The organism is Paenibacillus sp. 11B (assembly GCF_030487755.1).
GTDB lineage: Bacteria > Bacillota > Bacilli > Paenibacillales > Paenibacillaceae > Paenibacillus > Paenibacillus vandeheii.
Genome location: NZ_JAUKNS010000010.1, coordinates 81,087 through 107,688, shown reverse-complemented (window position 1 = coordinate 107,688; position 26,602 = coordinate 81,087). Strand labels below are relative to the sequence as shown.

Genomic DNA, 26,602 nt, shown 5'->3' with positions numbered 1-26,602 from the left:
CATTGGAAAGAGATTACAAACAAATAGTAACCGAGCTGAAACGTACTTTTGCCAATGGTACAGTTCAGTTTCGCAGTGATAACAATAGACCTTATATACCGAACCAGGTGTACACCGATCGAGTGGAATCAGCAACCGAAAGTCGGTGGAACCTGGAGATTAAGGAACTCGAAATCAATGTACCCCATCGATATGTAAAATCCATTGTTAAGATTGAAATTGATGTATATTCTCGTGACGGTTACGGATTTGCTGTGATTCCAGGTGATCCTGCTACTGAACCAAAGAATATCACTACAGCTGTTGACCAAGCTGTGAACGAAGCCTATCTTACCGCATTGGATACTTATCAAATGGGTTGGCGCGATCTGGCTCCATACAAAAAGAATGATTGGGCTGGTAATCCTGCTCTGCAGCATCTTTTGGAACATATGAACCCTGGGAATCAAGCCAAAATCGTGCATTCCAAAGAAGCAATTAATCGGACATGCCTAGTATGTAATAAAGTACTCACTGCAGATGAATGGGAACTACTGAGTCAGGTCCCTAACTTAAACCGCGAGAAAATGACCTATTGCTTTGAACATATACCAGACCACCTGAAGCGTAAGATTAATAAGGATACTTTGAGAAAATTTGAAGCATAAACATCAACAATTCCAGTGGAAAGGATTACTTTCCGCTTTTAATTTGTTAATATATTAGTATATTAATATATATGATAGGATGATGCAAAAATGGACGATTTCATTCAACGCGCATTTGGGGCAGATGGCCATCTGTCTAAAATGATAAATGGTTATACGCCCAGGGCTCCGCAAATCATGATCTCTACGAAAGTAGGACATGCGCTTGAGAAAAGTGAACATTTGCTTTGTGAAGCAGGTACAGGAACCGGTAAATCATTGGGTTATTTAACACCCGCTGCACGCTGGGCCATTCAAAACAAAAAAACAGTCATCGTTTGTACTCACACCATTCCCCTCATGACACAGATCGTTAATGTTGAACTCCCCCGAGTAGCAAGCATCTTAGAAATGGAAGACATGAAACTCAAGTATCAATTGGTTAAAGGCAAGGATCACTACCTCTGTCATACAAAGGTAGAAAAGCTGTGGCAAGAAAAACTTTTAAGTGCGGATGAGGATGCAAAAGTCATCCAAAAAATACATTCCCGTATGAGCCGTGATGGGATTGGAGAACGTACCGAGCTTGGGTTTGATGTCGAGGACAAACTTTGGCGGCAAATTAGTGCATCCAGGTGTCCTGCCACCTCCAAACCAGACAATTGTATGCTTGAAGTACTCAAAGGACAGATGCAAAAAGCCCATATCATCGTAACCAATTTCGCATATTTCTTTAATGATCTGAAAATGAGAAAGAAAACCGGCGGAAATGGCTCTTTACCGCCCTATGATGCAGTCATTTTTGATGAAGCTCATGAAATTGAGGATGTATGCTGCAAAGTTTTCGAGAAAGAAGTCAGTGTAGAACACTTCGAAAACTTATTTGAAAATCTATATAAACGAAACTCAGTAAATTCACTCGGATTGGATCAACAGATGGAACTGAATGAGCTGCGGCAAACTTTTCAAAGACAGATTGATGATGTGTACCAAGATGTACGCGATCACATGAAGAACGAGGATGGTAAACAGATCGCATTTAAACTGATGAACCAGGGCATTGAGGTATCGGAAGTCGTTAGCACACTCTGTGCTTTTATCGAGAAGGTTAAATCCTATCGCTTAAAAGGCGTTTCAGACGTATTAGAGCGCATGTTTGAATCGAACGATGACTTAGACTTCATTAGCTCAAATGAAAGGAAATCATGGGCATACTGGGCCACGATTGAGAGCAGAGGCCAGCTTATACTCCATGCAGCTCCGCTCTATCCAAAAGCTGTCTTGTCTAAAGGTTTATTCGATAAAGTGACTGTTGTCCTTGCCAGTGCCACGATGTCTACGATCACATCCAATGGTAAAACATTTGCATTCTACGCTGGTCGTGTTGGGGCTAAAGGTTATGACTACAGCAGCATTATCGTTGACAGCCCTTTCGACTATAAGAATAAAACGATGATTATCTGTCCGGACGACGCTCCAGATGCGAGCAGCTCTAACTACAACACGTACCTCGGTGAAAAGTTAGAAGAGATCCTCATGTATACCGGCGGCCGGATGCTTGTATTGTTTACCAGTTTTGAAACCATGAACCAAGTCGGGAGATCCATAGAAAGTTTCTGTGTCGAGAGTGGGTTGAATCTGTTGATTCAGTATCCTGGGTGTGATCGAGAGTTCATTATTAAGCAGCTGAAGACGGAACCTCGGACAGTGGTGCTAGGATGTTCTAGCTTTTGGACAGGTGTAGACGTACCAGGAGATGCTTTGACGACCGTTGTCATTGTAAAGCTACCTTTTCCTATGCCCAATGAACCTTTAATCCAAGCACAGCTTGCTGTGATAGAAAAGGCAGAGCGTAGCAGTTTCTTCGATTATATGTTTCCCAAGATGATGGTCAAACTTCAGCAAGGATTCGGACGTTTGAATCGATCCATGCAGTGCCAAGGGGCTGTCATCATCCTGGATAATCGTATGTACACCAAAAGGTACGGAAAGATGATAATTAAGACTTTGCCAACATGCAAGTATTCGCGTAACGTGTCCGATCTGGTACATATTCTACCTTGTTAAGGGGGCAACTCAAATGATGGGACGATCCCATTTTGTCATTAGCACAGGATTAACACTGTCCGCACTAGCTATCCTCAATCAGCCTATTACTATTCCGGCCATACTCATAACGGGGATAAGTGCTCTATTACCGGATATTGATGAACCCAACTCTTTAATAGTCTCAAGAACACTGCCAAAGGGGCTCATACGTCTTCTGCAGCTCTTACTCATTGCAACCGGTGCAGTCGTCTTCTTTTCCGGTGTCATGCCTTGGCCGTGGAATATAGGAATAGCGATCGCAATTGGACTGTTCTCCTTTCTCCCCCTCCGCACACTCCGGAACATGTGCATGGTGGGGATCGGTACAAGTTTGATCGTAGTTGGCCAAGGTATTGCCCCTTGGAATTACATTATTGGTGCTTTACTTGTGGTTTGTGTCTTTCTTCCACACCGGGGACTCACCCACACCATCTATGGACTTGGCATCTGGGCAGCTATCTTATATTTTGCTTCACATGAAATAAGCAGTGCGATATGGATTGGGGGCAGCTTATCCTATGCTCTACATCTGTTAGCAGATTCCCTCACGAACCGGGGGATACGCCCACTTCCACCATTTAAGTATCGTTTAAAGTTTAACCTCATGAGTACCGGTTCACGCTGGGGAGGGGTTGTGGAAGGAGCATGTATCGGTCTTACAGTAATCATTCTAGTTATTACATTCTACACCGGGAGATTCCAAATTTATTGGTAAAGGACTCACCCCAAATATCTCCTGTTTTGCAGCCGGAGGCGTTGTGCGCAAACCCTATGAAGAAGCATCAAAACCCTGTATAGCATCTTCTTACTCGGATTACTTCCGGCAGTTGCACCATTATCAAAATTTAAGAGGTGAAAGAAATGTGGTTTTGGAATAAGAAGCGCAGAAAAGCTATGTCGGAAAAGGCACCTATTATCGAAGCACTCAATACTCCTACGGTTTATAGTAAGCCTCCCCCTCCCCGTAAAATGGTCACAGATTGTTCGTGCAGTGACAAACAGCAGGAGTGGACTTTTGATCAGTCATTAGGCTGTTGGTACGTGGAACGGGAATGTGAACGGTGCGAGTATTACTGGGAAGGGCCGGTGTACCTCTACGATGATCCTAATAAACTGGGAAACACGTTGGAATAGGGGCTCATGAATTAGACCGGATGCAGAATTAACTCTAGATCCGGAAAACAGTAGAGAGCACGGAGAAGCTAACGGCAACTTGCAATGAGTCAATAATTTATAAAGGAGTGACGCTCATATGGGACAACAAGTATATCTATCGACAAAAGAAGCAAGTTGGATAATCAATTTATTAGACTATCATGACGCACCTGTCAGTAATGATGACAAGTTAGTTTTAACAAAGATTCGAGAGAAAGCCAATTCAGTGGCGGTGAAAGCCAATAGAGTCAGACGTGGTCCAAGAGACTATAACGGGCTTTCCGGATTTTTCGCACCAGATGGTGTATTTCATGAGTGTGCTTATCAGGAGCATAAAGGGGTACCGCCAACAAAACGCGGAAAACGTACGCTAAGGTATACTTATAAGAGAAACAGCCATATATGCGCAAAAACAGGCTGCCTGGGCAGCCTGTAGTTTATTGAAATCGTTCTCCTCAACCATGTTAATTACCACAGATAATATATCTTACCCAGCGCAACAGGATAATTTGGATACATCTTTATTAAACGTAATCGCTGCCAGTTTTAATCCTTCTGCCATCGTTAAATAAGGAGCAAGGCTGTCGCGTAGATCCTCGACCGTTAAACCGAATTTTACAGCAAGTGTTGCGGCGTAAATCACGTCTCCTGCATTTTCTGCGACAATATGAACACCGAGCACCTTTAACGACTTGGAGTCAGCAACTAATTTAAAAACGCCTGTTGTTTCGCGATTTACAAGTGCTCTAGGCACCGAATCCAAAGGAAGTACAGAAGTCTTCACATCATATCCTTTTGCCCTGGCTTGTTCTTCCGTAAGTCCTACCGTCGCCACCGCAGGTGAAGTGAACGTGACCCCCGGAACAGTTTCAAGGTTTACTTTTTTTTCTAACCCACCAACTGCATTATCCGCCGCGATGCGTCCTTCATAGGCAGCCACGTACACAAACTGCGGACCCATCGTCACATCGCCTGCGGCGTAAATCCTAGGATTTGAGGTTTTTAAAAAATCATCGACCACGATTTCGCATTTGGTACCAATAATGACGTTCGCTGCACGAAGATTCAGTGCTTCGGTATTCGGTTTTCTGCCGGTTGCAATAAGCAACTGCTCGGCTTCGATGACTTTCTTTTCGCCGTTTACTGCAATATGAATTTGTTTCAAATCCCCATTAGTTTCAACGCGCTCATACGTGACACGGGTAATCAGATTTATCCCTTGTTCGGTGACTGCTTTTGTCACAGATTCGGAAATTTCAGGGTCATACTCTTTTAACAACCGAGGACTTCTTTGCAACAGCGTAACTTCTGATCCTAAATTATGAAACAACTGACCTAATTCCAGTGCAATATAACCTGAGCCAATCACAGCAAGTCTTTTTGGCAATTCTTTAAGGTTAAGCAGTGACGTACTTGTTAAATAGTTAGCGTCTTTTAATCCTGGAATATCCGGAATCGATGGTGAAGCTCCTGTCGCGATTAAAAATCGTTTAGCGGTAAGCTTTCGTCCACCGACCTCGATGGTTTTTTCATCAACGAATTTTGCCTCTCCGCGAATGAGTTCAAATCCGTACTCACCAATCAAATGTTCATACTTTTGTTCACGCATTTCGGTTACAAGTTCATTTTTTTGTTTCACTAGCTCAGCCAAATCCACCGTTCCTGCAGATGTAGTTAGCCCCAAGAAAGGGTTATTATTGGCTAAGTGATTGATTTCACCGGCACGCAGCAGGGTTTTCGATGGCACGCAGCCCACATTTACGCAGGTTCCGCCTACCGTTCCTTGCTCGATGATCGCCACTTTTGCACCATGTTCGACCGCTTGAATCGCGGCGGAAAACGCTGCCCCACCGGAACCGATGATAAGAAAATCATAGTCGCCCTCATCGCCGAGAACCGGAGCATCATGGGATTCGATAACTTCCACATCTCCGGATTGATATTTTGCCTCGTTGATGGCTTTTTGGGCTGTTTCGATCGCAACGTCATCCGGTAATTCAAACGTGGCTTCATTGCGGCGAAAGCTCGCCTCAATATTCGCAGCTCCAATGCTTTCAAGTGCCGTTGCAACGTGCTCTTCACAGCCGGTGCAAGTCATGCCTTGCACATGTACACGGTACTTTTTCATTTTTTATCCTCCTATTACGCCAAATCCATATTTTGTAACCGATGTTTGAATCTGCTTTAAATCAGTTTTTTTATCATCAAAGGAAACCGTAACTTTCCCTTTGCTTCCCATGGGTTCTATGTCTACTTTGCTAACCCCATCGACCTTTGAAATTAAATCTTGAATCACTGAAGGCGGGCAGCAATCAAGTCCCGTCACCGTGAACGTCGCTGATCCATTTGCAACGGGTGTACTTTGCGCGGCTGCAGCTTCCACCGTATTTTCATTGTTACCACAAGCAGTACCCAATAATAAAAGAGTTAATAACATCATAATTCCCATTGTTGCTCTCACGTAACACACCTCTTTCTTATAACAGTCCACTTTCAGCCAACCATAAATATAAAAATGCTCCTAAAACCAAAACGGTCGATATCCATAATGTGATGACCGTACTTTTCTTTTTGCATTTTCGTCCATAAACCAAATAAAACGATACACCAAGAAATAATATCGTCATGACCATAAGAAACAGTTGGTACTTGATTGAAAAAATTGCAAGCGTTCCTGCAAAACCTGATAACCCAAGCGGAATGAGAATTAAGGGCCCGAGGCAACAGCCGGACATAAGAAACGCTGAAAATATCGTTGCCAAGCTAGTCATTTTTTCTCTCAAAATCATTCACCTCATTTTCGCTCCGGAACTGAGCAGCAATCGTGTGATTCATCGGTTTTTGCTTGTTTGCTGGCTCGTTTAAACATCATGACAAGAGAAATTACAAATACGATTCCTAAAATAACACTGACGGCTGTTTGATGGAGAGCAAAATACGCTCCAAATGTAGTTCCCGCAAGTAAAGGGAGAATCAAAACAAGATGGCAAGGACAGGAAAGCAGAGCTAAAAAGCCCCAACCTATTTTTTTTGCATTTTCTTTCATTGGACTTCCTCCTTTTCCTTTTGATTATTGTCAATGAGCGCTTCGATGATTGGGCATTCGTGTATCGCTTTTTCATCTGGACAGCGGTCTTTTAAATCTTTTAGCATCGTTTCGATTCGTTGAAAGTCTCTAATTTTCGACTGAACATCTTCCAGCTTTTGAACAACGAAATCATTCATACCCGCACATCTCACATCGTCTTTATCAACAACACCAAGCAATTTATCAATTTCAGACAATGTAAAACCAAGCTCCTGTATGCGTTTAATGAACATGATTCGGTTTATCGTTTCTTCCGGATAAAGCCTGTAGCCAGCATCCGATCTTACTGGTTCATGAATCAGACCTTTTCGTTCGTAATATCTTAATGTTTCTTTGTTAACGTTACACAATTTAGAAATATCTCCGGAGCGATAATTCATTTTCATCACCTCTAAATAAAGTATAGACCATGTACCATGGTACATGGTCAAGGAACATTATTTCCCTTCAAGAAGTTGAATATGCTACCATCTAGTTGAATCACAAAAGCTACTTCACCGCCGCGTCCTGCGTTTTATTATATATCAGCTTGTTGTATCTATTGTCGGGTCTAAAAAACGATCGTTTTGTATACTTTTTGTGCATAGCTTAAAATACAGTAAGAAATAGCATTGTTATTGTCTATTAAGTCGTATAAAATTCAAAGTGTATAAATTATCATAAATATATGTTTAATAGACAAAAGGAGATATTCATGTGGCCAAAATTGGTTATGCTCGTGTCTCGACAGCTGATCAATCACTGAACCTACAGATCGACACGTTAAAAGCTGCTGGCTGCGAGCGAATATTTGAGGAGAAGGCTTCTGGGAAGAAAAGTGATCGAGTGGAGCTGACCCGTTGCCTAGAATATTTGAGACCAGGTGATACGCTTGTCATTTGGAAGCTGGATCGTTTGGGAAGAACCACGCGGCAACTAATCGAATTATCGCATGGCCTTCAGGAAATAGGGATTGGACTGCAGATCATTACTCTTGGTGTTGATACGAGTACGCCCGCTGGGAAACTTTTCTTTGCTATCATGGCTGGACTGGCGGAGATGGAAGCAGAGACAATCCGAGAGCGAACCATTGCTGGATTACAGGCTGCACGTGCGAGAGGCAGGAAAGGCGGTCGTCCTCCAATGGATAAAAACAAAATTGACATGGCTCTTACACTTTACGATAGTGAAAAGTACACCATTAAGGAAATAACAGAACGAACCGGTGTATCTAAAGCAAAAATCTATCAAACACTTACAAACCGGAATAAGACTACACAAAGCCTTCAGGTGACCTGAACATCTCCTATTGACTGAACTTCTGATTTTAGTGAAAGGTGTGTAACCATTGAGAGGAAAGGAATTATTAACATTAGATCAGCGCGCAGAATTTATGCAAATCCCTTCAGACGACGATTGGGATTTAGGTACGTACTATACATTTTCGCAACACGATCTCGATATCATCAATAAACATCGCCGTGATCATAACCGATTAGGCTTTGCCGTTCAATTGGCCATCCTGCGTTATCCAGGATGGTCTTTATCTGATTTGAAACACATACCGGATTCTGTAATAAGCTACATTGCCAAGCAGGTTGGCGTGGCACCTGATGTATTTCCCCTTTATGCCCAACGGGAACCGACTAGACGAGAACATATGGAGGAGATTCGGCAAACCTATGGGTATCGGAACTTCACGCTTCGTGAATATCGGTTCTTATCCAATATCATGCTGAATTTTTCGTTAGAAAATGGTAACTCCATGTATTTAATCCGTGTAGCCCTTGATGAATTACGAAAACAGAAAATCATTATACCTGGGATGACTACAATCGAACGGGTTGTGTGGGAAGTGAGGCAACGGGCCGAGGAGAAAATATATAAAATGCTTATTTCTTCCTTATCAGTGGAGCAGGTCGATAAACTTGAAAACATCCTATCCCCAATGCCGGAGAGCAACAAAACGTATCTGGCATGGCTAAGAGAAGTACCAGGCACCTGTTCCCCGGATGCTTTCCTTAAGATCATTGAAAAACTTGAATATATACGAAAAGTCCAGCTTCAAATCGATACAAAGGGAATTCATCCAAACCGATTACGTCAGCTCTCCAAAATCGGGGCAAGGTATGAACCGCAGTCCTTCCGTCGTTTCGATGACCCCAAGAAATATGCTACTTTAGTTGCTTATTTACTCGATCTAACACAAGATTTAACGGATCAAGCATTTGAAATTCACGACCGTCAGATATTACAGCTACATTCCAAAGGCCGTAAGGCTCAAGAAGAAATCCAAAAACAAAATGGAAAATCGATTAACGAAAAGGTGGTTCATTATGCTGATCTTGGCGCAGCACTCATAAAAGCTAGGGACGAAGGCATAGACCCATTTATTGCGTTGGAGACGGTAATGCCCTGGGATCAGCTCGTCGCATCTGTAGAGGAAGCAAAGCGACTGGCCCGTCCCATTGATTACGACTATTTGGATTTGCTGGAGAAGAAGTTTTACACGCTGCGCAAATATACACCAACACTGCTGAAAACGTTGGAATTCCGTTCTAATAAATCCGCAGAGCCACTTATGAAGGCTATTGATGTTATAAGGGACATTAATGAAACTGGTAAACGTAAAGTACCAAAAGACGCACCCTTAAATTTTGTAACAAATCGTTGGCAAAAGCATGTCTACGATGATGACGGAACGATTAACCGTCATTATTACGAAATGGCTGTAATAACTGAGCTGCGTAATTATGTTCGCTCCGGTGATGTGTCCATTGTCGGGAGCCGGCAGCATAAAGATTTTGATGAGTATCTTGTCTCCAAAGATGAATGGAGCCGTATTCAGCCTGATGAAACAAAATTGGTAGTTAGCATGACTGCGAGCGATTACCTAGCCGAACGTACCGCATCTCTGATACAGCGCTTAGAATGGGTTTCGAATAACATTGAGGATCTAGAAGGTATTAACTTTGAGCAAGGAAAACTTCACATTAGCCGCCTAGAGAAAGATACTCCGGAGGATGCCAGAAATTTTAGCTCATCCTTGTACGAACTACTTCCACGTATTAAATTGACTGAGGTCTTAATGGAGGTAGCGCATTGGACTGGTTTTCATGAACAATTTATCCATGCTTCAACAAATCGGATTCCCAATGAAGAAGAAACGTTAATTCTCATGGCAACACTGATGGCGATGGGAACGAACATTGGATTGACCAAGATGGGGGATGCCACGCCGGATATTTCATACCGGCAAATGGCCAATACGGCACAATGGCGGCTATATGAGGATGCAATGAATAAAGCTCAAGCTGTCCTCGTCAACTTCCACCACAAGTTATCTTTGCCCTCCTATTGGGGCGATGGCACCACGTCTTCGTCAGACGGAATGAGGGTGCCGATTGGCGTAGCTGCGCTTCATGCGGATGCTAATCCGCACTACGGAACTGGCAAGGGCGCAACCATTTATCGTTTTGTCAGTGATCAATTTTCAAGCTTCTATTCTAAAGTGATTAACACGAATGCTAGGGATGCTGTTCATGTGATCGATGGACTACTTCATCATGAAACTGACTTGACCATCGAAGAACATTATACGGACACTGCAGGATATACAGATCAAGTTTTTGGTTTGACTCAACTACTCGGATTCAGATTTGCGCCGCGCTTACGAGATCTTTCTGATTCTAAGCTTTACATCATCGGGAAGCCTACTGATTTCCCAAAACTGGAGAAACTGCTGCGTGGTCAAATCAATACGAAGGTCATTCAGGAAAATTATGATGATGTGCTGCGGCTAGCCCATTCTATTCGAGAAGGGACAGTATCTGCATCACTTATCATGGGGAAGATCGGTTCCTACTCGCGGCAGAATCGCTTAGCAACCGCTCTACGTGAAATGGGGCGCATTGAAAAGACAATCTTTATTCTGGATTACATATCAAGCGAAGCCCTGCGCCGGAAGATTCATAGGGGGCTGAATAAAGGTGAGGCTATGAACGCACTGGCCAGAGCGATTTTCTTCGGTAAACACGGGGAGTTACGGGAGCGCGCACTGCAAGATCAACTCCAACGAGCCAGCGCCTTGAACATTTTGATTAATGCAATCAGCGTATGGAATACTGTCTATTTGTCTCATGCAACAGAATATAAAAAGACCCAAGGAACGTTTAAAGAAGAACTAATGCAACATACCTCACCTCTAGGATGGGAACATATTAATTTTCTAGGGGAGTACAAGTTTGATCTAAAACAAGCAACAACTCTAACGTCGTTACGGCCATTAAAGAAACCTCTCTACTGACAATTAACACGTTGCGAATTTCGGAGCCGGTACCCCTTTAGCGTACGGGGAAAACCGGCTTATTACTCAATTAATGGGCTTAGCGTACGTTTTCCGCGTTTTGTTGGCGGTACCCCATAAAGACCTGGCTGTGAGACTTGTGGAGCAATACAAAGTAGAGCTTTTTGAAGGTGACACTAACAAGATACCAAATTTCATAAAGTTTGGATGCCTACCATGGGTGGACAAACAGGGGAATTCAGGATGTCATGTACTCGGTCAGAATAAACCAACAGATGAACAAGTGACATGGCTACTTACTAAACTGGATCGAATGACAGACGTACAGCAGCGACAAATTCTTGGAGAATTGCATCATTGGGACATTGATGTATCTGACAACTTAACCGCAGACAAATTGTAATCTAGTACGACTTCAGCACAATAAAAAAATTCCAGAAAGAGGGTTTTGAAGATGAGTGTGAATCTAGATAACGAGAGTTATAAAGTATTCGACTTAATCGATGATGGGCAGTTACTCTGGACGGCAGGCGATCAATTACTATTTAACTATCCAGGGCGATCTGAAGACACGAGTACTGCAATTACAATCTGTCCAGGTAGCGGTATTGAGAATATGCTAGTTCGTCCAAATAGCGGATTAGAGAAAATACTCCTAACCTTGGAACAAGTCATTGTTAAGAATAAGAAATTAACTGAGTATGCATCAAACTCCCAAGTTTCAATTCATGGACATACGGATCTGACCAATGCAGAAATGGATAGGGACAAAGCTATTCAAGAACTGAGAGATTATAAATCTAAACGTGGTGAAAATCTATGCGAAATGCTTGACGCACAAGCAGAAGCTAATCGACTCAGATTGGAACTTGAAGAAGCAAAGAATGCTCTTTCACGAAAATCAACAATAGAGCTGGAACGGACTCTTCTGGAGATCTGGTTAGCGTCAGGTATCGAGGAAATCTACAAATACAAAAATAATATAAAGGCCTACCGGCGAGAAGGACTTACAAGATATGACCTTATTAATGACCTTACATATCAACTATTCCCTGAAGTTGAAGATACCGCTAATCATCACGATGCTGCTGCAGAAGACTTCAAGATGAGGGTAGATGAACTCTTGGCCACGAGAAAATTAAATCCTTCAATAAAAACACAGTCCTTATAACAGGAAGGAGTGGTGGAGAATGAAAGAGACTGAACTGTTCTTGCCAGTGAAATCCTGGCTTGAATATGGAGGGAATTCTGTTTTCTCAGAGGTACAGCCTAAGAGGGGAACGCTCCGCAGGGCCGACTTGCTTGGGCTACATGGTCCAGTTGATACGGTGGTTGAACTTAAAACATCACTTTCTCTCGTCTTACTGGACCAGTGTGTAGGTTGGAGGGAACACGCCAACCTTGTTTACGCTGCTGTCCCTGCTCCGGTAAGATACGTGCACGGTCAGCTCATAAGTAACTTTGTGCCAGAGCTTGCGCTTGAGATTATGAAAATATATGGGATAGGTCTTTTATATGTGTCAGAGGAAAAGGTACACAACGTCATCAGAGCAAAGCTAAACCGCAAAATAAAGCCAATTCTACGCGAAGCTCTAACGGAGTATCACTTGACCCACTCACCGGATGCAGGAAGCAACAAAGGCGGTCACGTTACGGCATATCGCACTACCATGCTCAGGGTCAGGGAATTTCTTGAACGGATGCATGACCGCTATGATCATGAACGTGCAAACTTAAGATGCCAGGATGGATGGGTGTCACTGCCGGATCTACTGGAGAGGTGCAGCACGCATTACTCATCGCCAAAAAACAGTCTTGCTGCTGCGCTATCAAATTATGAATCGGAATGGTGCGAATGTATGTTAATCGGCGGGAAGAGGCACTACAGACTTAAGCCAGATTTTTTGTCAAAACGATCGAAGAGTTAATTGGACCTACGCAGCACAGTTCAACTTTTCAAGGTTTAGGAGAGGAAGAATTAACATGAATATAAACGCCATGACGGATAAACAGCTCAACGCAGCGCTTGCCAATTTGACTTCATTTGAAGGTATGGATGAATATGATGAACCCTGCTACACCTATGAATGTTCCGCTTCACTGAAAATTCAAAGTAAGGCCCTTCAAGTAAACGCTGAGAGTTATGTAACAAATTTATCCAACCTGATGGAGGCGAACATATTCTACAGTGTAGAAGGTCATATGGCGCCGGAAGGTATCGCTTGGTTGTTAGATGCAACACCTTTACAGCGGGCTACGGCTGCTTATATGACACTAATAGAGGCATCACATCCTCAAGATTGGGAGAAAGAATTTAAGCCAGTACAGTCAACCAAGAATACATTTGATTTATGGATGGTGTGGGACAACCAGAAAGGCCTAATGTGTGTGGCGGAATACAACAAGGCTTTTGAAGAGTATGAGGGGCAAGTTGAGGCAGTAAAGAACGAGTTTTCTTCTCATGGATCTGAAGGCGAGGGACGCATAGTACTTGCAAGAATTGAAAAGCAATCTTTTGTAAGTACCGAGAACGAGCCCGAGAATTCGCACCATGTGATTGTTTGGAACGAGTATGAGCGGAAAAATTCACCAGATGTTGGGGTAAGTCAGCAGCATATGAAGATTGAAGAGAGAACTATGTTCAAATTCCCACGTCAATCAGATCAAGATGGTCGATGGGTTATCAATTTTAAGTATTTTGATGGATTAGTGAAGGAACTGAATGAAAAAACTGAGCAAATTTTGCTGAAGGTCAAATCGATGACTGCAGGCGGTGAATTGGAAGTGTGTGGAGAAAACAATTGTACAACAGAGGGAAAGGACATAACTAAAATTATGCCCTGGATATGCATTAATTGTAACAACAAGTGGGTAGACAGCCTCCTCATCTGCTGGGAAAACTGTCCGGAGTGTGGCGGTGAATCTCAACATGAATCGGTTAGAGAGTTACGAAAAGATGATGAATGGTACACAGAGGACTGATTAGCCGCTATCTTATCAGTATATGGACACTATTGCCCTGCAATATTTAAACATTATGAAGCCCGTCATTTGTTTGACTGGCTCATCAAGGAGGATAATAAATGAATGATTTAAATTCAAACAAGCCATTTGGTAGCTACGCAGCTCATCAACCAAACTATGAAGATTTCCAGCAACTCGGTAAGCAGGATGACTATATTTTTCAATCGTTAGTGCATCTCGGAAATGCTTCTCATCACGTATCATGGGGATTAACGGTCCTGGAATATACGGATGTACCTGTGGAACTGCAAGAAGAAATACGTCAGCTTCAGCGGGCTATTAGAAACGTACAAGAACAACTCAGAGCACATGAAGATCGAGGGGATGGCCAAAAACCAGTAAATACGAATTCAGAAATTATCCTCAATGCTCGGCCCTTTATTGTAGTACCTGAGAAATAATTGAATCTTTCATCGGCGGTAATTAACATTTGCATACAGGCATGTACGGTGCAGTTACCAGGTACGACTATGAACGTCAAACTTAATGCTCTATATGACAAAGGAGAGTTCGCATGGAATACGCAGTAATGGATCGCGATGGCAGCAAGCACTTGGTGCATGTTTCCGAAATTGAATACCTTCAACGTTCCAATAGTTTGATTGAGATCGCTCCTCACAAAAAGGACGAGTTTCAAATCGTTTTCGGTTTATATAAACCCCAGTCTGGAATTAATATAACCGGTGAATTAGTTAGTATTCAATCCATTATCCAACAAACTATCGGAGAGAAATTGGTCTATCTTCAAGGTCCATACTGTATCCAACTACAATTGGTGGACATTCAAGTTTATCCTGCTTTTCAAAGCGGCGTTCCTTTTGCAGCTTTAGTTGAAGGAGAGATTGAGCTAAATAGAAACACCCTTGCCTCGTTTAAGCACGACGATAATATATCTCTCCAAGATAATATCTTGAAAAGAGAAGGTATTTTCTCACTTGAACGAACGGTAATAGGACGAAATTTCACTCTTGAAGATTGGAAAGCAGTGGCGGCACTAAATGAACCCCCTCAACGTTCGGATCAGTCTGAACAAGATGAGAAACGTATAGATACCAGAGAAAATAGATTACATGAGGTATTGCAGAAGAAAAAACTTAATTCACACACCTTATATGCATATATATTGACACACACCTACGGCTTTGAAGACACCATATGCATAATGAATTCATCTATTGAACCACAGGTCATGGAAATTTTAATTGCTTACATTCAGTTGCAAGCTTCTGACATTGACCCGCATTACGGAATGTCGGAAGACGAGGTTATGGACATAGTTCTCATGTTGTATGACAACCCCGTAGAGATTATTGAATATGATCCAGATATATGTGAAATCGATATTTTTCTGAATTGGGAAACATGGTGTGGATATGATAAAGAGATTATGGATATGGAACTTTTCAGACAAGATGAACTTCAATCCGTCCTACGAAATATCGTACTCGCGAATGATACCAAACTCAAGGAGTAATCAGTTCCAACTTCATAGATACCAAAGGATTCAACAACTTATGTGTAACATGATGACGGGAGAAATTTTCAAATGAACCTTATCAATAAAATTCCTTTTCTAGCATTTGCTTTGTATTACTTAGTTTTATCTTTATGGGGCATTACAGGTCTTATTTTATTTCCAGAAAGAACTGAACATTTGATTCTTATATTTGCTGGTTGTGTTGCGTTTTTCAGGATACTGAAGTTTAAAGAAAGCCTTAATCGACGAAAAGCTTTTCTTGGCTGTTGTGTGCTGGGCTTGATTACTTTATTCATCCTTAATTCTTAGACAATATAGTGTTGCAATCATTGGTGGTTCGATTTTATTACCTATCATTTGAGATAGAATCGGTCTTATAAATGCCAGAGTAAACATGAAAAATGATCGTCTATATTTACTTAATGGGGGATAGTTGGATGGAGAAAGAAGGACTGTGGTTAGTTTACGACAACGAAATGGGTTTAATTTGTATTGGAGATTACGATTTATGTAATGCTGAATACAAAAGGTTTGTAGAAGAAGCAAAAGCCTTTGTCGGAGCGTTGGATCAGGGGATATTAATTGATACCACGGTCGAGGGGATTCACCTGGCAAGGGTGGAGAAGAAGTCACATATAGTTGAAATGGACAAGTGGGTTTATGAATGGAAAGAAGAAAATTATGATTCTACTCCCAAATTAGATAATAATAAGCTGCGGCAGATCACTTGATCTAAAAAATCTTTCGTATGGTTTCATTAGTGAGTTTACCTGCTAGCCCAGAGACTCTCCAGAGGAGACTGAATTAATCAGTCTCTTTTTTGTTGACTTATAATCCGAACGCTATTACATTGAAAGTTAATTAAGTGATAATCAAGGAGGGCTTCCAGTTTGGACACAATTGGTGATCGAGTTCGCATGCTCCGCAGCAGCCAAAAGCTAAGCATGGACGGTTTAGCTAAAGTTATTGCGTATACCCATTCGAGAGCAGGGTAGCAATGTCATAACAGAATATAAAAGCACCACGAGCGCCTCAATCTCCAATATAGAGAAAGATCGACATAGACCATCCCTTGATATGGCTATCGCTTTATGTGAGCATTTCAATGTTACTCTGGATTGGCTTATTTTAGGGAAGGGCGAGTCCACTGTGCACACTCCCCCTGAACCAGAAGTCACTATTGATTTGATAGAATTAAAGGCACTTATACGTTCAACTGTAATTACTGAAGTACATAAACAGCTACAGGAACGCAGAGATACCATAAAGGAGCTATATTAATATGTGGTCACGGTTGGGGTAGCTAGTTAATCTAGGTGTTTTTGTTTTTAGAAGATAGCAACATCTGGAGTCGCTTAAATTTAGCGGCTTTTTTATTCTAGTAGCGAAGGTCCACAATGGCCTAGGAATTTCAAGTTATGAATTATGTTATGACAGCAGCCATATGACGTAATCCCTTGAAAACAGGGAGACAGAGCAAACAGTCTCAAAATCAGACCATGTATTCCTAATCTTTTATTCTTTCAACGAATCCAGTTGTTGACTCAAACAGTATAGAACCATTTTTGGCACATCTCAATTTTTATAAATTCTATAATGTATCTATATATTATAGAAGAGGAGAAGTTATTATGATCAAATTAGTTTTATTTAAGTTATGTAGTGATACTATTAGATTTGCTATTAAAGCAAAGTATGTCTGGGCTTTATGGATCACATTATGTTTATGTAGCTTTATTGTTCTTCTGCGATTTAATGTTAATGCTGCTGCTGATCTAGTGCTACTTTCATTCTTATTTTTTGTTGTAAGCGTAGCCGATCGACTTGTCTATAAGAAAATCACCACCTATGTGCTAATGAACCGATTTATGAAAACTCTTCACATGAATCTCCCAGAAGGTACACTAGATCGTCACGAACTTAAATCAATTGTTTTAGAACTTATAGAAGCACTCGAAAAGGGATCTCGAAATACAAAAAAAACGTACCGCATGAAGACTCACCAACGAATCTTAGATCAGCTATTAGATGATAAGTTTCAAGATATAGTCTCAGTAAACTTTGAACAGACCGGAACCGGAATAATTTATGAAAAAGTTGTGATGGTATCATATTCAAGGATATTGAAAAAGAAATACAAGAAAATAAGAACGCTCTTCTTATTAGCTCCAGAAAACAAATACGAGGTGCAGTTGAAATTCTAAAAATATGTTGGTTGATTGACCTTCAACGAATCTCTCATAATGCAACCGGCTGACCCAATCATAGGCCAGTATTAATATAGTAGGGTACGTGCACACAAGCACATGGAAGACTTTAGTAACTGAACGCTTTCGGCTTTAAAAAAATATAGTTATCAGCTAAATTGAACCAAAAGGCCCCTTGCTATAAGCAAAGTGGCCTTTTGGTTATCAGGATGGAATTTCGTTAGTTTATTTCAATGTTAACATCAGGAATACTTACAACTGTTCCACCTACTTGCTCAGTGTAAATTCCCACTTGAGAAGTACCGCCTGGAGCATATTTTTTATAAACCAGATTACCAGCCGTATTTACACCTACCGCGTAATTGGTCATATAAATGGTTGTATTCCCTGGAATGGTTTTTGATACACCATAGGTCTTACCGGATGAATATGTTTTGGCATCTGAAAGTTGAATTCCCATCTCAAGACTCGTTCCAGCCAAGAAACCAACTTTTAGTTGAGCAGAATTTTTAATACTGCTTGTTACATTCCAAGTAGCTGTATTGGTCGATTGTTGTGTATATGTTGCTGTTGTGTTACCAGGACTAGTATTTGCTACACGGAATGTCCCCATATTTTGATAACGCCAGTTTTTAGCGACACTGTTTGGGTCATATTTCTCAAAAGAATAAATATAACCATCATTTGGCGGGGCCATAGTCTGAATGCGCTTACTTAAAGGTGTAACTTCTACTGTGTTACCATTCATATCTGTTTCCCAGGCTCTATTCTCCGGGATTTTAAACTCACTTTGTGAAATGTTCTCATCAATTTTCTTTTGTATATCGGCGGGAATTCCGTCTTGTGCAAAAGCTGCTTGTGGTGTCAACAACGTAAGAGATAGGACTGAAAGGATAGACAATTTCAATAAAGTCTTCTTTTTCATTTAAATACCTACTTTCGTGTTTTTTCTTTCTATCATAATTTACTATATTATATAATATATGTCAATGTTTGTTTAAAAAATCCACAATTTCATGCATTGCGTTCCTCATTGTAGGGATACTTGCATCCTTTTCCGTATTTACAAGAATAGAAATTACAAGATTCTTGTAGAGATATGTTGCAACATCGGTTTTGCTAGACAATTCTGTATTAGTTTCCTCGAATCCCTTTGATGAATCCCAAATTACTAAGTCCTCATCCAGATAATTTTTTGTGAAACCTATTCTAATTTGAATTTGGGTAGATTGATCTTTATTTTCATACATGAAAATTTGTTGAGTGGGCCGCATATCGGTTTTGTTACCTTCCACAGTTAACGACTGTTTTTTATCAAAAGTTAGTTCCTCTTCTACGAGGACGAGGCTCTTGATGAGGGGGGTATTTTTAATTTCATAATTGGGGATCTGGACCTTCTCAGCAAAGTCTTGTACTAAGGTAGTATATTGCTCGTAGCTGAAAACATCTTTATTGTTCTTATCATTGTCTACCACGTTGCTTATAGATGGTTCATTCTTTACTTCAGTGGAATTAGACTCACAGCTGATAACAAAAGTGCATAGTAAAACAAGGCAAAGAATCATTTTCTTATTCATGGGGCAGCTCCTTAGGTTATATTTGGATTTACTCATACAATATAGCCAATATTTACGAAATAGTCATGATATTTTCATTTATACAAATAAAAACACCGCTTGAGTAGAAAAGTTTGTTAATTATTTCAAAAATTTTAATTCCGTATTCGTTCATCCTAATTGAAAAACTCTTCTTGACGAGCATCTTGGACCATTTGCAGCAAATTGTACGTGTTTTAAATGCTAGTCCTGTCGGATCCATCACAATACCGTTCCAGGATGTCAAAGAGACTGCATGGTGTAGAGATGAACTAGATGTAACTATTGTTAACGGTATCGCAAAAGAATTTAATAGCAATGAATTCAGACCGAATGCTGTAGTTAATCGAGTACAAGCAGCAGAGTTGCTGGTCAATGTGTTGGTTAAGGAATGCGTAACGCCGCCACCTACAGCTCAACACTTCTCTGATGATTCGGATATTGCATTTCAGTATGGGCATTGGATGACAGAAATTCGTAAAGGGTATCCGGGCATTTCTTTCTATCACAAAAACGGACTGACACGTGCTGCGTCAGTTGTAATGACCTACTGTTTACGTGATCATTTAAATTCATTTCAAAGTGAATCAAACAAGCATCACAAACAAATGACTGATTAGATTGAATGCGTGACACTACAACAGGAACGCCAGGTTAAGCAATACTCTCTAAGGTTGATTCGGAATTTTAAAAATATCACTGGAATCGAATGAAACATTTACTGTACATAATTCTCAATCAACCCAACAATCTAATATGGAATCACTTATACTTCCCATGCTAAGTTTAGGGTGGAGGTTTTTGCTTATGCTAAATAAACCATTAAAACCAATGTTATTACAGCCATTAGTACCTGGTGAGATTAAAAAAGATTGGAAGTCCAGCATTAAGTGGGACGGATTTAGAATATTAATTCACTACGATTATGGTAGGGTACGTGCATATACAAGACATGGAACTGAAGTAACTGAACGCTTTCCGGAGCTTCAAGAAATAAAATTATCAGTTAAAACGGCCATCCTGGATGGAGAATGCATCGCTTTTGATGTTACTCAGCAAACAGATCAGCCACCGAAAATCTGGTGGGACGATGCAATGACCCGTTTTCACACGAAAAAGTCTACCGCCGTCAAATCAATCTGTAAAACCTTAAAAGCTCATTTTCCGATATGGGACGTCTTGTGGGTCGATGGCCAGTCGGTAACAACGATGACATTTGATAAGAGGCGTGAACTTCTTCAGACGTTGTTAACCCCATCTGAGACAATATCCATAACACCTTTATATGATGATGGTCTCCAGCTCTTCTTAGGAGTAAAACAACAAGGCTTAGAGGGCATAGTTCAGTACAACAGTGATGCGCCATATTTTTTAAATTCAAGACCCAAGAATGTAATTACAAAAATAAAGGCATATCAATATGTAACTTGCCAGGTCTCAGCAACTCGAAAAGGAGCATTTGGCTGGGGACTACAATTGAATGGTAAATACGTGGGGGTACTTGAATTTCCACCACATAGAGATATACTATCTAAGTTTCATCATGTTTCTAAGAAACTTGTAAGAAATGAGAATAAGAATTGGATTTATCTTGAACCAGTTTTAAGTTGCAAAGTTCGATTTCAGTGCTTTACCAAAGATGGTAAACTAAGATCACCAATAATAGAGGAACTAGTTGATTTGACTGTAGCATAACGAGGTGCGGAAGCCTGTGAGACTAACAAATTCCCACCTGTACCTATAACGAATTCTATAGTGAGGTGTATTCGTATGTGCGGCAGATTTACAATTATAGATCCCATTGAAAGCATAATGGAACGATACTTGGCTTCAGACGTTAAAGGCTTTGATTATCGTCCAAATTATAATGTTGCCCCTATGCAGTTTATCCCGTCAATCATTGCAACCAGTAATGGTAATTGCTTAGGCTCACTCCGGTGGGGCTTGGTACCTTCATGGGCTAAAGATGACAAAATCGGATCTAAGATGATAAATGCACGAGCTGAGACGCTAACCGAGAAACCTGCATTTAGGCGGCTGGTCAGTACCAAGAGATGTATCATTCCCTGTTCAGGTTTTTATGAGTGGAAGAAGGATGAATCCGGAAAGCAGCCAATGCGAATCTTAATGAGAGATGGCTCCATTTTCTCGCTCGCCGGTCTGTATGACACTTGGTTGGATCCGGACGGAAACAAGTTATCAACGTGTACCATTATCACCACGGAACCAAACAGCCTAATGGCCGAAATCCACAATCGAATGCCGGCCATTATAAGGCCACAGGATGAATCCGAGTGGTTAAATAGAGAAACGGACAATAAGAGTGTTACAAGTCTTCTCAGAACGTTTGCTGCAGAAGAAATGCGTGCATATAAGGTGGATTCTTCAGTGGGTAATGTAAGGAACAATAACAAAGATTTAATCCAGGAAGTTTCTTAAGAAAAGTATCTAGCATATATGAAGGGAGTATAAAAGTAGTACATACGCCGACCTCGTAAGATGAGATCGGCGTATTTTGATTTGACACACTGTTAATTTGAACACGAGTGTAGAAGACATAAAGTCGCCACTATTGAAACCCAACTAATATTACTCTCGGAAGTTTCTGATACCTTTAAACGAATGTTCGAGGAGAACTACGTAAATGGTGCCCAGTAAAGGAATGTACATGTTAGTTTGAACAACCTGAGTACAGTTGAAGTAGTTCAGCTCACTAGTTTGCGAGACCAGTAACAAAGCTCTTACTGATCGTGTTTAGTGAGAACATTTTCAAATTAAAAGAGGGAATTTCACCATAATTAATGATATGTTTATACACATGCTACTCAGATAATCTCATAACCATATTATACTTTAGTAGCTGTATACAAAACTTAGAATTGAGGGCCCGACATGTATATAAAAGAACTTAGAATTTGGAACTTTAGAAAATATGGAGTTATTGATGCTGAAGAAATCTTACCTGGAACTACGCTACATTTCCATCCGACGTTCAACCTGCTTATTGGAGAAAACGATTCCGGTAAAACAGCAATTATAGATGCAATTAAGCTTACTCTGGGTACAACAAGTGATGATAACCTGCGAATTACAGACGAAGACTTTTTTGTTTCTAAAGACGGGGTAAGTGCGACCGAACTAAAAATTGAATGCTTCCTTTCCGGGTTAACAAAAGAAGAAGCAGGCATTTTTTTTGAATGGCTGACTTTCGATCTTGATGGTAATTATGAGTTGCAAGTGAGGTTAGTCGCCAAAAAGCAACCGGCAGAAGCTGGTATAGCTGAACGGATAGATAAATACATAAAAGCAGGTCCTGAGATTTCATCTTCACGGCTTGAGGGATTGGCAAGAGAAATCCTGCGAACAACATACCTGAAGCCTTTGCGAAATGCTGAAATTGAACTGCAACCAGGTGTTCGCTCTCGCTTGGCTCAAATTCTAAGAAACCACCCTGCTTTCTTCAATAAGGATCGTTCAACAAAGCATGAGTTGGAGATAACATTTGAAGAAGCTAATAAACAGGTAGAAGCTTTTTTCGTCAAGCCTTACAGTGATGACGATAACAAGACGATTCAGATACAGCTTAAACAATACCTGACAGAATTTTTTAATAAGCCCGTAGGGGACGAACCAGAGCCTAAATCGATGTTCAAAATCACGTCAGTGAAATTAAATGAAATCTTAAGAAGACTAAGCTTGCTGCTTGAAGAAGTACCTTCCGGTTTAGGCAGCTTAAACTTACTTTTTATAGCTGCGGAGTTACTGCTTCATGATGACGATCTGGCCATCGGACCCAACCTGACATTAATAGAGGAGATAGAAGCTCATCTTCATCCCCAAGCTCAACTACGTCTGATAAAGTATTTACAAGAAAAAGTAGCCAATGAGTCTGAAAGTGTGGGAAATCAGTTCATTTTGACTACTCATAGTCCTACACTTGCTGCTTCTACCCAATTAAAGCATGTCATTTTGCTGTACGATGGGATTGCCTACCCCATGGGATCTGAACATACGGACCTTAACACGGATGACTACGAATTCCTTGAACGTTTTATGGATGCGACTAAATCGAACCTCTTTTTTGCGAAAGGAGTAGTCTTTGTAGAAGGAGATGCTGAAAATCTCCTACTCCCAACGATTGCGAACCTAATTGATCGCCCTTTACATAAATTTGGAGTATCCATCGTCAATATCGGAAACACGGCATTTAAAAGGTACGTGAGTATTTATTCGAGATCTAAATCTTGGCTTGAACAATATCCTGATGCAAAGATGATGATGCCAGTCTCAGTGGTTACGGATCTTGATGTGCGGCCATTAGCCTATTATGAGGACAAAAAAAGAAAGAGTGATGAGGCTCCTACCCTGCGGGACATCTACATTATAAATGAAGATAATATTGATCAAGTCGCTCATGAAATTAAGGTAGAACCAGAACAAATCAGTCATCTATTGAACCAAGCTTTCGGCACGCAGTCTAGTTTCAAAGAAGAAATTCAGAGTTACGCTAAGGTCGGGGGAACCACATTAAAAAGTATTATTGAACTAATCAAGGAACCTCTTTCTGAGGACACAATTGAATCATTAAGAACACATAAAGCAGAAAGCCTCATTGAAACCTACGGTATTATGCAAGGAAATATAAGTCTTTGTTTTGCGAAAAAATGGACCTTAGAATATGAAATTGCCTTAAGCGGCTTAGGAATGATGCTAGCTGAAGCTATTCATACCATTCAATACAAAGGTTTAACTTCCACTGAAAGAGAAATAAAATTTGAAAAGTATAAGCAATTACTCGAAGAACTTCCATTGGAAGAAAGGGCTTATCAAATTTATAGACCATTGCTAAAAAAAAATGTATCCAAAGCAACTGCAGCTCAATATTTAGCAGTTATTCTGCAAAAAAATTCAGTAGAAGCGAAAAGGAGTCTATTAGAGGACGGAACCCTAAGCTATTTAAGAGATGCCATATACCATGTCACTGGAGGAGCGCCGCGCGATGCTAATCAATGATGTAAATCGAGGAAGTATAGAGTGCCTGCTGTTAGGCCATAGCAGAAAATTTCAACCTGCACAAATTGATGTCATAAATTCAACTCATTCAACGAGTATCATGGCTTGTCCAGGAAGCGGGAAGACTACTGTTCTGATTGCTAAGATTGCTTTGCTTTTAGAAAAGCTAAAAAAAGAAGGATCGAGAAAAGGGATCTGTGTGATTACGCATACAAACGTCGCCGTTGAGGAGATAGTCAATAGTCTTGAAAAATTTGGGATAAGTGATATCACTTACCCACATTTTGTTGGTACCATTCATGAGTTTTTTAATACGTTCTTTTCATTGAAGGCGTACGGACTATACACTAAAAAGGATACTTATTATTTAATGGATAATGAGGAATACAAAAAATATTTTGAAAGATTCTTTGAGTATCACAAACCTGGGTATTGGAGCTACTCAATTCCAATTAATGCTGTAGATAAAACAGACATACACATTGATGAGGATAATCAACTTCGTATTATATCCAGAAGAGAAGGTAAGGAGTACAGCGCTCCTGTTATTAATACGATTCAGGATATGTTTTCTAGAGGTTTTGTAAGGCATTCCGATACTGTAGAGCTTGCTAATTGGTATATCCGCAACCATAAAGAAGCTATCCAGAAAGCATTCCAGAACCGCTTTAACTACTTCTTTATAGATGAAGCGCAAGACACCAGTATTGAGCAATATGACAATCTAAGCATGTTAATCGAAAATAACGAAGAAGTCATTGTACAGTGGTATGGAGATTCGTATCAAGCACTCTATAGTCTATATGGTAAGGAGGATGCATGGAAGCCAGATCTTGAAGAGAGTCTCCAAATAAATTATAGTAATCGGTTCGGAGAGAACATAGCCAAGATTCTTAGAACCACATGTATCGAGGAATATATGCGTTTAGAAGCGAATGATGCCATTCATTCCGCCATTCCACACCTTTTTATATATAATGATGGGAACAAAAACCGATTATTAAGAGTTTATTCTCAAATTGTTTCTGAATTTAAAGCTGCTTCTCCAGAAAGTGTTCACATCAAAGGAAAAATAGCTGCGGTTTGTCATCATCATGATTCCCTCGAAGGGTACTCAGAGATATATCAACGCTCGAAACTCAGTAAGCCTTTACAGTCAGAAATGCAGGCTTGTTTACATGAATGTCATCAATCACTATTAGTCGGATTAAGAAGGAATAATGTAAGGGAAGGGAATGAACGAAGTGAGTACCTGAAGAACATTTCACAGTTCTTAAAAGATAAATATCCATCAAAGTATTTTAATATAAAAACACTTTGGGCGAAGTGGATTAGAGCCATAGTAGAAGAAAACGATGACTCGATGCATTTAGTTGAGCTTGAGATTTTATACAGAGATTTATTTGCAGTTGTACTGAATAAAGAAAATGATGGTGAAATCAGCATAACAAGTATTAACGAGTTGAAACCCCGTTTAGTAAAGATTCTTGAAAAGAAAACGCAGATGGAGCCTGCCGAAATAGTAATCACCCCTAGTTTGGTAGAATTGCCGGTCGAATTAAACACGATACATGGTGTAAAAGGTGAGACCCATTACGCTACTCTTTTATTGGAATCCATAAGAGATGGAGTTTCAGACATGGAGAAAATCATCAGTTTTCTCACGGGTACACACCAGTCAGAATTGATTGAAAACTCACTCGTGAAAGATACTTTGAAATTGGCTTATGTAGCGTTAAGCCGGCCGCGCTATTTCGCAGGAGTAGCGATGCACGAAGAAAATATTTCTCATCAAAATGTTCAAGAGGCATTAAGACATGGTTGGAAGATTGTATACGTTGAGGAACACATATGAACTAAATGGAAATAAATTAGAATAGACAAGATACCTATTATTTTTAATCTTATTATATTTTTATATACATGCAGGGCCAACTACAGTATTAGTATCCCTTCAACTGCATCGTCATGGGAATTCGAAATTAATTCTTTTTTAACAGATGATCAAATGAAAAACGCTGTAAACAACATGGATAAATAATTT

At 40.5% G+C, this 26,602-nt stretch carries 28 protein-coding genes; 21 read left to right on the top strand and 7 right to left on the bottom strand.

Features of this window, described 5'->3' with window-relative positions; genetic code table 11:
- Positions 1–2 precede the first annotated feature (2 nt).
- The 4 genes from Q0V21_RS30845 (at position 3) to Q0V21_RS30830 (ending at position 4,305) form a co-directional block, all read left to right on the top strand.
- Entirely contained in the window at positions 3–647 is a 645-nt protein-coding gene (locus tag Q0V21_RS30845; RefSeq protein ID WP_301882245.1) for a hypothetical protein, read from the top strand.
- A 90-nt stretch (positions 648–737) separates the two neighbouring features.
- Positions 738–2,693, top strand: a complete 1,956-nt coding sequence (locus Q0V21_RS30840) for an ATP-dependent DNA helicase (protein WP_301882243.1) — start codon at positions 738–740, stop codon at positions 2,691–2,693.
- Positions 2,694–2,706: 13 nt separating this feature from the next.
- Positions 2,707–3,429 (top strand): metal-dependent hydrolase, encoded by a 723-nt coding sequence (locus tag Q0V21_RS30835; protein WP_301882242.1) that lies wholly within the window; start codon positions 2,707–2,709, stop codon positions 3,427–3,429.
- 537 nt (positions 3,430–3,966) lie between these two features.
- Positions 3,967–4,305, top strand: a complete 339-nt coding sequence (locus tag Q0V21_RS30830; protein ID WP_301882241.1) for a hypothetical protein — start codon at positions 3,967–3,969, stop codon at positions 4,303–4,305.
- Positions 4,306–4,356: 51 nt separating this feature from the next.
- Here the strand turns inward: Q0V21_RS30830 and merA are convergent, their stop codons facing one another.
- The 5 genes from merA to merR are packed head-to-tail and all read right to left on the bottom strand — an operon-like array spanning position 4,357 to position 7,337.
- Positions 4,357–5,997, bottom strand: a complete 1,641-nt coding sequence (gene merA / locus Q0V21_RS30825) for a mercury(II) reductase (RefSeq protein ID WP_274360036.1) — start codon at positions 5,995–5,997, stop codon at positions 4,357–4,359.
- Positions 5,998–6,000: 3 nt separating this feature from the next.
- Positions 6,001–6,330, bottom strand: coding sequence for a mercury resistance system substrate-binding protein MerP (merP, locus tag Q0V21_RS30820; protein ID WP_274360035.1), 330 nt, complete (start codon positions 6,328–6,330; stop codon positions 6,001–6,003).
- Positions 6,331–6,346: 16 nt separating this feature from the next.
- On the bottom strand, positions 6,347–6,652 hold the full coding sequence (gene merT, locus Q0V21_RS30815; RefSeq protein WP_301882239.1) for a mercuric transport protein MerT: 306 nt from the start codon (positions 6,650–6,652) through the stop codon (positions 6,347–6,349).
- An 11-nt stretch (positions 6,653–6,663) separates the two neighbouring features.
- On the bottom strand, positions 6,664–6,915 hold the full coding sequence (locus Q0V21_RS30810; protein WP_274360034.1) for a transporter: 252 nt from the start codon (positions 6,913–6,915) through the stop codon (positions 6,664–6,666).
- The gene (gene merR / locus Q0V21_RS30805) at positions 6,912–7,337 is read right to left on the bottom strand and encodes a mercury resistance transcriptional regulator MerR (protein ID WP_274360033.1); all 426 of its coding nucleotides are present in this window, start codon (positions 7,335–7,337) and stop codon (positions 6,912–6,914) included. The genes Q0V21_RS30810 and merR overlap by 4 nt, the downstream gene beginning before the upstream one ends.
- Positions 7,338–7,653: 316 nt before the next feature.
- On the opposite strand from merR, the gene Q0V21_RS30800 reads away from it, so the two are divergent.
- The 12 genes from Q0V21_RS30800 to Q0V21_RS30750 all read left to right on the top strand — a co-directional run bounded on the left by Q0V21_RS30800 (position 7,654) and on the right by Q0V21_RS30750 (position 17,947).
- Positions 7,654–8,235, top strand: a complete 582-nt coding sequence (locus Q0V21_RS30800; protein WP_274360032.1) for a recombinase family protein — start codon at positions 7,654–7,656, stop codon at positions 8,233–8,235.
- Positions 8,236–8,284: 49 nt separating this feature from the next.
- Positions 8,285–11,242: a Tn3 family transposase gene (locus Q0V21_RS30795; protein ID WP_301882235.1), complete on the top strand. Its 2,958-nt coding sequence runs from the start codon at positions 8,285–8,287 to the stop codon at positions 11,240–11,242.
- Between the two features lie 220 nt (positions 11,243–11,462).
- The gene (locus tag Q0V21_RS30790; protein ID WP_301882234.1) at positions 11,463–11,645 is read left to right on the top strand and encodes a hypothetical protein; all 183 of its coding nucleotides are present in this window, start codon (positions 11,463–11,465) and stop codon (positions 11,643–11,645) included.
- Positions 11,646–11,696: 51 nt separating this feature from the next.
- Positions 11,697–12,413, top strand: coding sequence for a hypothetical protein (locus tag Q0V21_RS30785; protein ID WP_301882232.1), 717 nt, complete (start codon positions 11,697–11,699; stop codon positions 12,411–12,413).
- 19 nt (positions 12,414–12,432) lie between these two features.
- Positions 12,433–13,170 (top strand): hypothetical protein, encoded by a 738-nt coding sequence (locus Q0V21_RS30780; RefSeq protein ID WP_301882231.1) that lies wholly within the window; start codon positions 12,433–12,435, stop codon positions 13,168–13,170.
- A gap of 55 nt (positions 13,171–13,225) precedes the next feature.
- Positions 13,226–14,224, top strand: coding sequence for a hypothetical protein (locus Q0V21_RS30775; RefSeq protein WP_301882230.1), 999 nt, complete (start codon positions 13,226–13,228; stop codon positions 14,222–14,224).
- A gap of 101 nt (positions 14,225–14,325) precedes the next feature.
- The gene (locus tag Q0V21_RS30770) at positions 14,326–14,667 is read left to right on the top strand and encodes a hypothetical protein (protein ID WP_301882229.1); all 342 of its coding nucleotides are present in this window, start codon (positions 14,326–14,328) and stop codon (positions 14,665–14,667) included.
- Positions 14,668–14,780: 113 nt separating this feature from the next.
- Entirely contained in the window at positions 14,781–15,740 is a 960-nt protein-coding gene (locus tag Q0V21_RS30765; RefSeq protein WP_301882228.1) for a hypothetical protein, read from the top strand.
- A 72-nt stretch (positions 15,741–15,812) separates the two neighbouring features.
- On the top strand, positions 15,813–16,052 hold the full coding sequence (locus Q0V21_RS30760) for a hypothetical protein (RefSeq protein WP_301882226.1): 240 nt from the start codon (positions 15,813–15,815) through the stop codon (positions 16,050–16,052).
- 128 nt (positions 16,053–16,180) lie between these two features.
- The gene (locus Q0V21_RS30755; protein ID WP_301882225.1) at positions 16,181–16,474 is read left to right on the top strand and encodes a hypothetical protein; all 294 of its coding nucleotides are present in this window, start codon (positions 16,181–16,183) and stop codon (positions 16,472–16,474) included.
- A 235-nt stretch (positions 16,475–16,709) separates the two neighbouring features.
- Positions 16,710–17,024, top strand: coding sequence for a helix-turn-helix domain-containing protein (locus Q0V21_RS32955; protein ID WP_367620557.1), 315 nt, complete (start codon positions 16,710–16,712; stop codon positions 17,022–17,024).
- A 350-nt stretch (positions 17,025–17,374) separates the two neighbouring features.
- Positions 17,375–17,947, top strand: a complete 573-nt coding sequence (locus Q0V21_RS30750; RefSeq protein WP_301882224.1) for a hypothetical protein — start codon at positions 17,375–17,377, stop codon at positions 17,945–17,947.
- 223 nt (positions 17,948–18,170) lie between these two features.
- Here Q0V21_RS30750 and Q0V21_RS30745 read toward each other — a convergent pair whose 3' ends face one another.
- Entirely contained in the window at positions 18,171–18,875 is a 705-nt protein-coding gene (locus Q0V21_RS30745; RefSeq protein WP_301882222.1) for a hypothetical protein, read from the bottom strand.
- A gap of 61 nt (positions 18,876–18,936) precedes the next feature.
- Positions 18,937–19,527 carry a hypothetical protein gene (locus Q0V21_RS30740; RefSeq protein ID WP_301882213.1) on the bottom strand — a complete coding sequence of 197 codons (591 nt, stop codon included), beginning with the start codon at positions 19,525–19,527 and terminating at the stop codon, positions 18,937–18,939.
- A 194-nt stretch (positions 19,528–19,721) separates the two neighbouring features.
- Between Q0V21_RS30740 and Q0V21_RS30735 the strand changes: the two genes are divergently transcribed.
- The 5 genes from Q0V21_RS30735 (at position 19,722) to Q0V21_RS30715 (ending at position 26,413) form a co-directional block, all read left to right on the top strand.
- Positions 19,722–20,165 carry an S-layer homology domain-containing protein gene (locus Q0V21_RS30735; RefSeq protein ID WP_301882212.1) on the top strand — a complete coding sequence of 148 codons (444 nt, stop codon included), beginning with the start codon at positions 19,722–19,724 and terminating at the stop codon, positions 20,163–20,165.
- A gap of 187 nt (positions 20,166–20,352) precedes the next feature.
- The gene (locus Q0V21_RS30730; protein ID WP_301882211.1) at positions 20,353–21,240 is read left to right on the top strand and encodes an ATP-dependent DNA ligase; all 888 of its coding nucleotides are present in this window, start codon (positions 20,353–20,355) and stop codon (positions 21,238–21,240) included.
- Between the two features lie 75 nt (positions 21,241–21,315).
- Positions 21,316–21,984 carry an SOS response-associated peptidase gene (locus tag Q0V21_RS30725; RefSeq protein ID WP_301882210.1) on the top strand — a complete coding sequence of 223 codons (669 nt, stop codon included), beginning with the start codon at positions 21,316–21,318 and terminating at the stop codon, positions 21,982–21,984.
- Positions 21,985–22,437: 453 nt separating this feature from the next.
- Entirely contained in the window at positions 22,438–24,558 is a 2,121-nt protein-coding gene (locus Q0V21_RS30720; RefSeq protein ID WP_301882209.1) for an ATP-dependent nuclease, read from the top strand.
- Complete coding sequence (locus Q0V21_RS30715) at positions 24,545–26,413, top strand: UvrD-helicase domain-containing protein (protein ID WP_301882208.1); 1,869 nt, start codon at positions 24,545–24,547, stop codon at positions 26,411–26,413. The genes Q0V21_RS30720 and Q0V21_RS30715 overlap by 14 nt, the downstream gene beginning before the upstream one ends.
- Positions 26,414–26,602 lie beyond the last annotated feature (189 nt).

What these genes read in the sequence shown, in the direction of transcription:
- Q0V21_RS30840 (WP_301882243.1), top strand. Translation starts at nt 738, where the DNA reads ATGGACGATTTCATTCAACGCGCATTTGGGGCAGATGGCCATCTGTCT.
- Q0V21_RS30835 (WP_301882242.1), top strand. Translation starts at nt 2,707, where the DNA reads ATGATGGGACGATCCCATTTTGTCATTAGCACAGGATTAACACTGTCC.
- Q0V21_RS30830 (WP_301882241.1), top strand. Translation starts at nt 3,967, where the DNA reads ATGGGACAACAAGTATATCTATCGACAAAAGAAGCAAGTTGGATAATC.
- merA (WP_274360036.1), bottom strand. Translation starts at nt 5,997, where the DNA reads ATGAAAAAGTACCGTGTACATGTGCAAGGCATGACTTGCACCGGCTGT.
- Q0V21_RS30810 (WP_274360034.1), bottom strand. Translation starts at nt 6,915, where the DNA reads ATGAAAGAAAATGCAAAAAAAATAGGTTGGGGCTTTTTAGCTCTGCTT.
- merR (WP_274360033.1), bottom strand. Translation starts at nt 7,337, where the DNA reads ATGAATTATCGCTCCGGAGATATTTCTAAATTGTGTAACGTTAACAAA.
- Q0V21_RS30785 (WP_301882232.1), top strand. Translation starts at nt 11,697, where the DNA reads ATGAGTGTGAATCTAGATAACGAGAGTTATAAAGTATTCGACTTAATC.
- Q0V21_RS30780 (WP_301882231.1), top strand. Translation starts at nt 12,433, where the DNA reads ATGAAAGAGACTGAACTGTTCTTGCCAGTGAAATCCTGGCTTGAATAT.
- Q0V21_RS30775 (WP_301882230.1), top strand. Translation starts at nt 13,226, where the DNA reads ATGAATATAAACGCCATGACGGATAAACAGCTCAACGCAGCGCTTGCC.
- Q0V21_RS30770 (WP_301882229.1), top strand. Translation starts at nt 14,326, where the DNA reads ATGAATGATTTAAATTCAAACAAGCCATTTGGTAGCTACGCAGCTCAT.
- Q0V21_RS30765 (WP_301882228.1), top strand. Translation starts at nt 14,781, where the DNA reads ATGGAATACGCAGTAATGGATCGCGATGGCAGCAAGCACTTGGTGCAT.
- Q0V21_RS30760 (WP_301882226.1), top strand. Translation starts at nt 15,813, where the DNA reads ATGAACCTTATCAATAAAATTCCTTTTCTAGCATTTGCTTTGTATTAC.
- Q0V21_RS30755 (WP_301882225.1), top strand. Translation starts at nt 16,181, where the DNA reads ATGGAGAAAGAAGGACTGTGGTTAGTTTACGACAACGAAATGGGTTTA.
- Q0V21_RS30750 (WP_301882224.1), top strand. Translation starts at nt 17,375, where the DNA reads ATGATCAAATTAGTTTTATTTAAGTTATGTAGTGATACTATTAGATTT.
- Q0V21_RS30745 (WP_301882222.1), bottom strand. Translation starts at nt 18,875, where the DNA reads ATGAAAAAGAAGACTTTATTGAAATTGTCTATCCTTTCAGTCCTATCT.
- Q0V21_RS30740 (WP_301882213.1), bottom strand. Translation starts at nt 19,527, where the DNA reads ATGAATAAGAAAATGATTCTTTGCCTTGTTTTACTATGCACTTTTGTT.
- Q0V21_RS30730 (WP_301882211.1), top strand. Translation starts at nt 20,353, where the DNA reads ATGCTAAATAAACCATTAAAACCAATGTTATTACAGCCATTAGTACCT.
- Q0V21_RS30725 (WP_301882210.1), top strand. Translation starts at nt 21,316, where the DNA reads ATGTGCGGCAGATTTACAATTATAGATCCCATTGAAAGCATAATGGAA.
- Q0V21_RS30720 (WP_301882209.1), top strand. Translation starts at nt 22,438, where the DNA reads ATGTATATAAAAGAACTTAGAATTTGGAACTTTAGAAAATATGGAGTT.
- Q0V21_RS30715 (WP_301882208.1), top strand. Translation starts at nt 24,545, where the DNA reads ATGCTAATCAATGATGTAAATCGAGGAAGTATAGAGTGCCTGCTGTTA.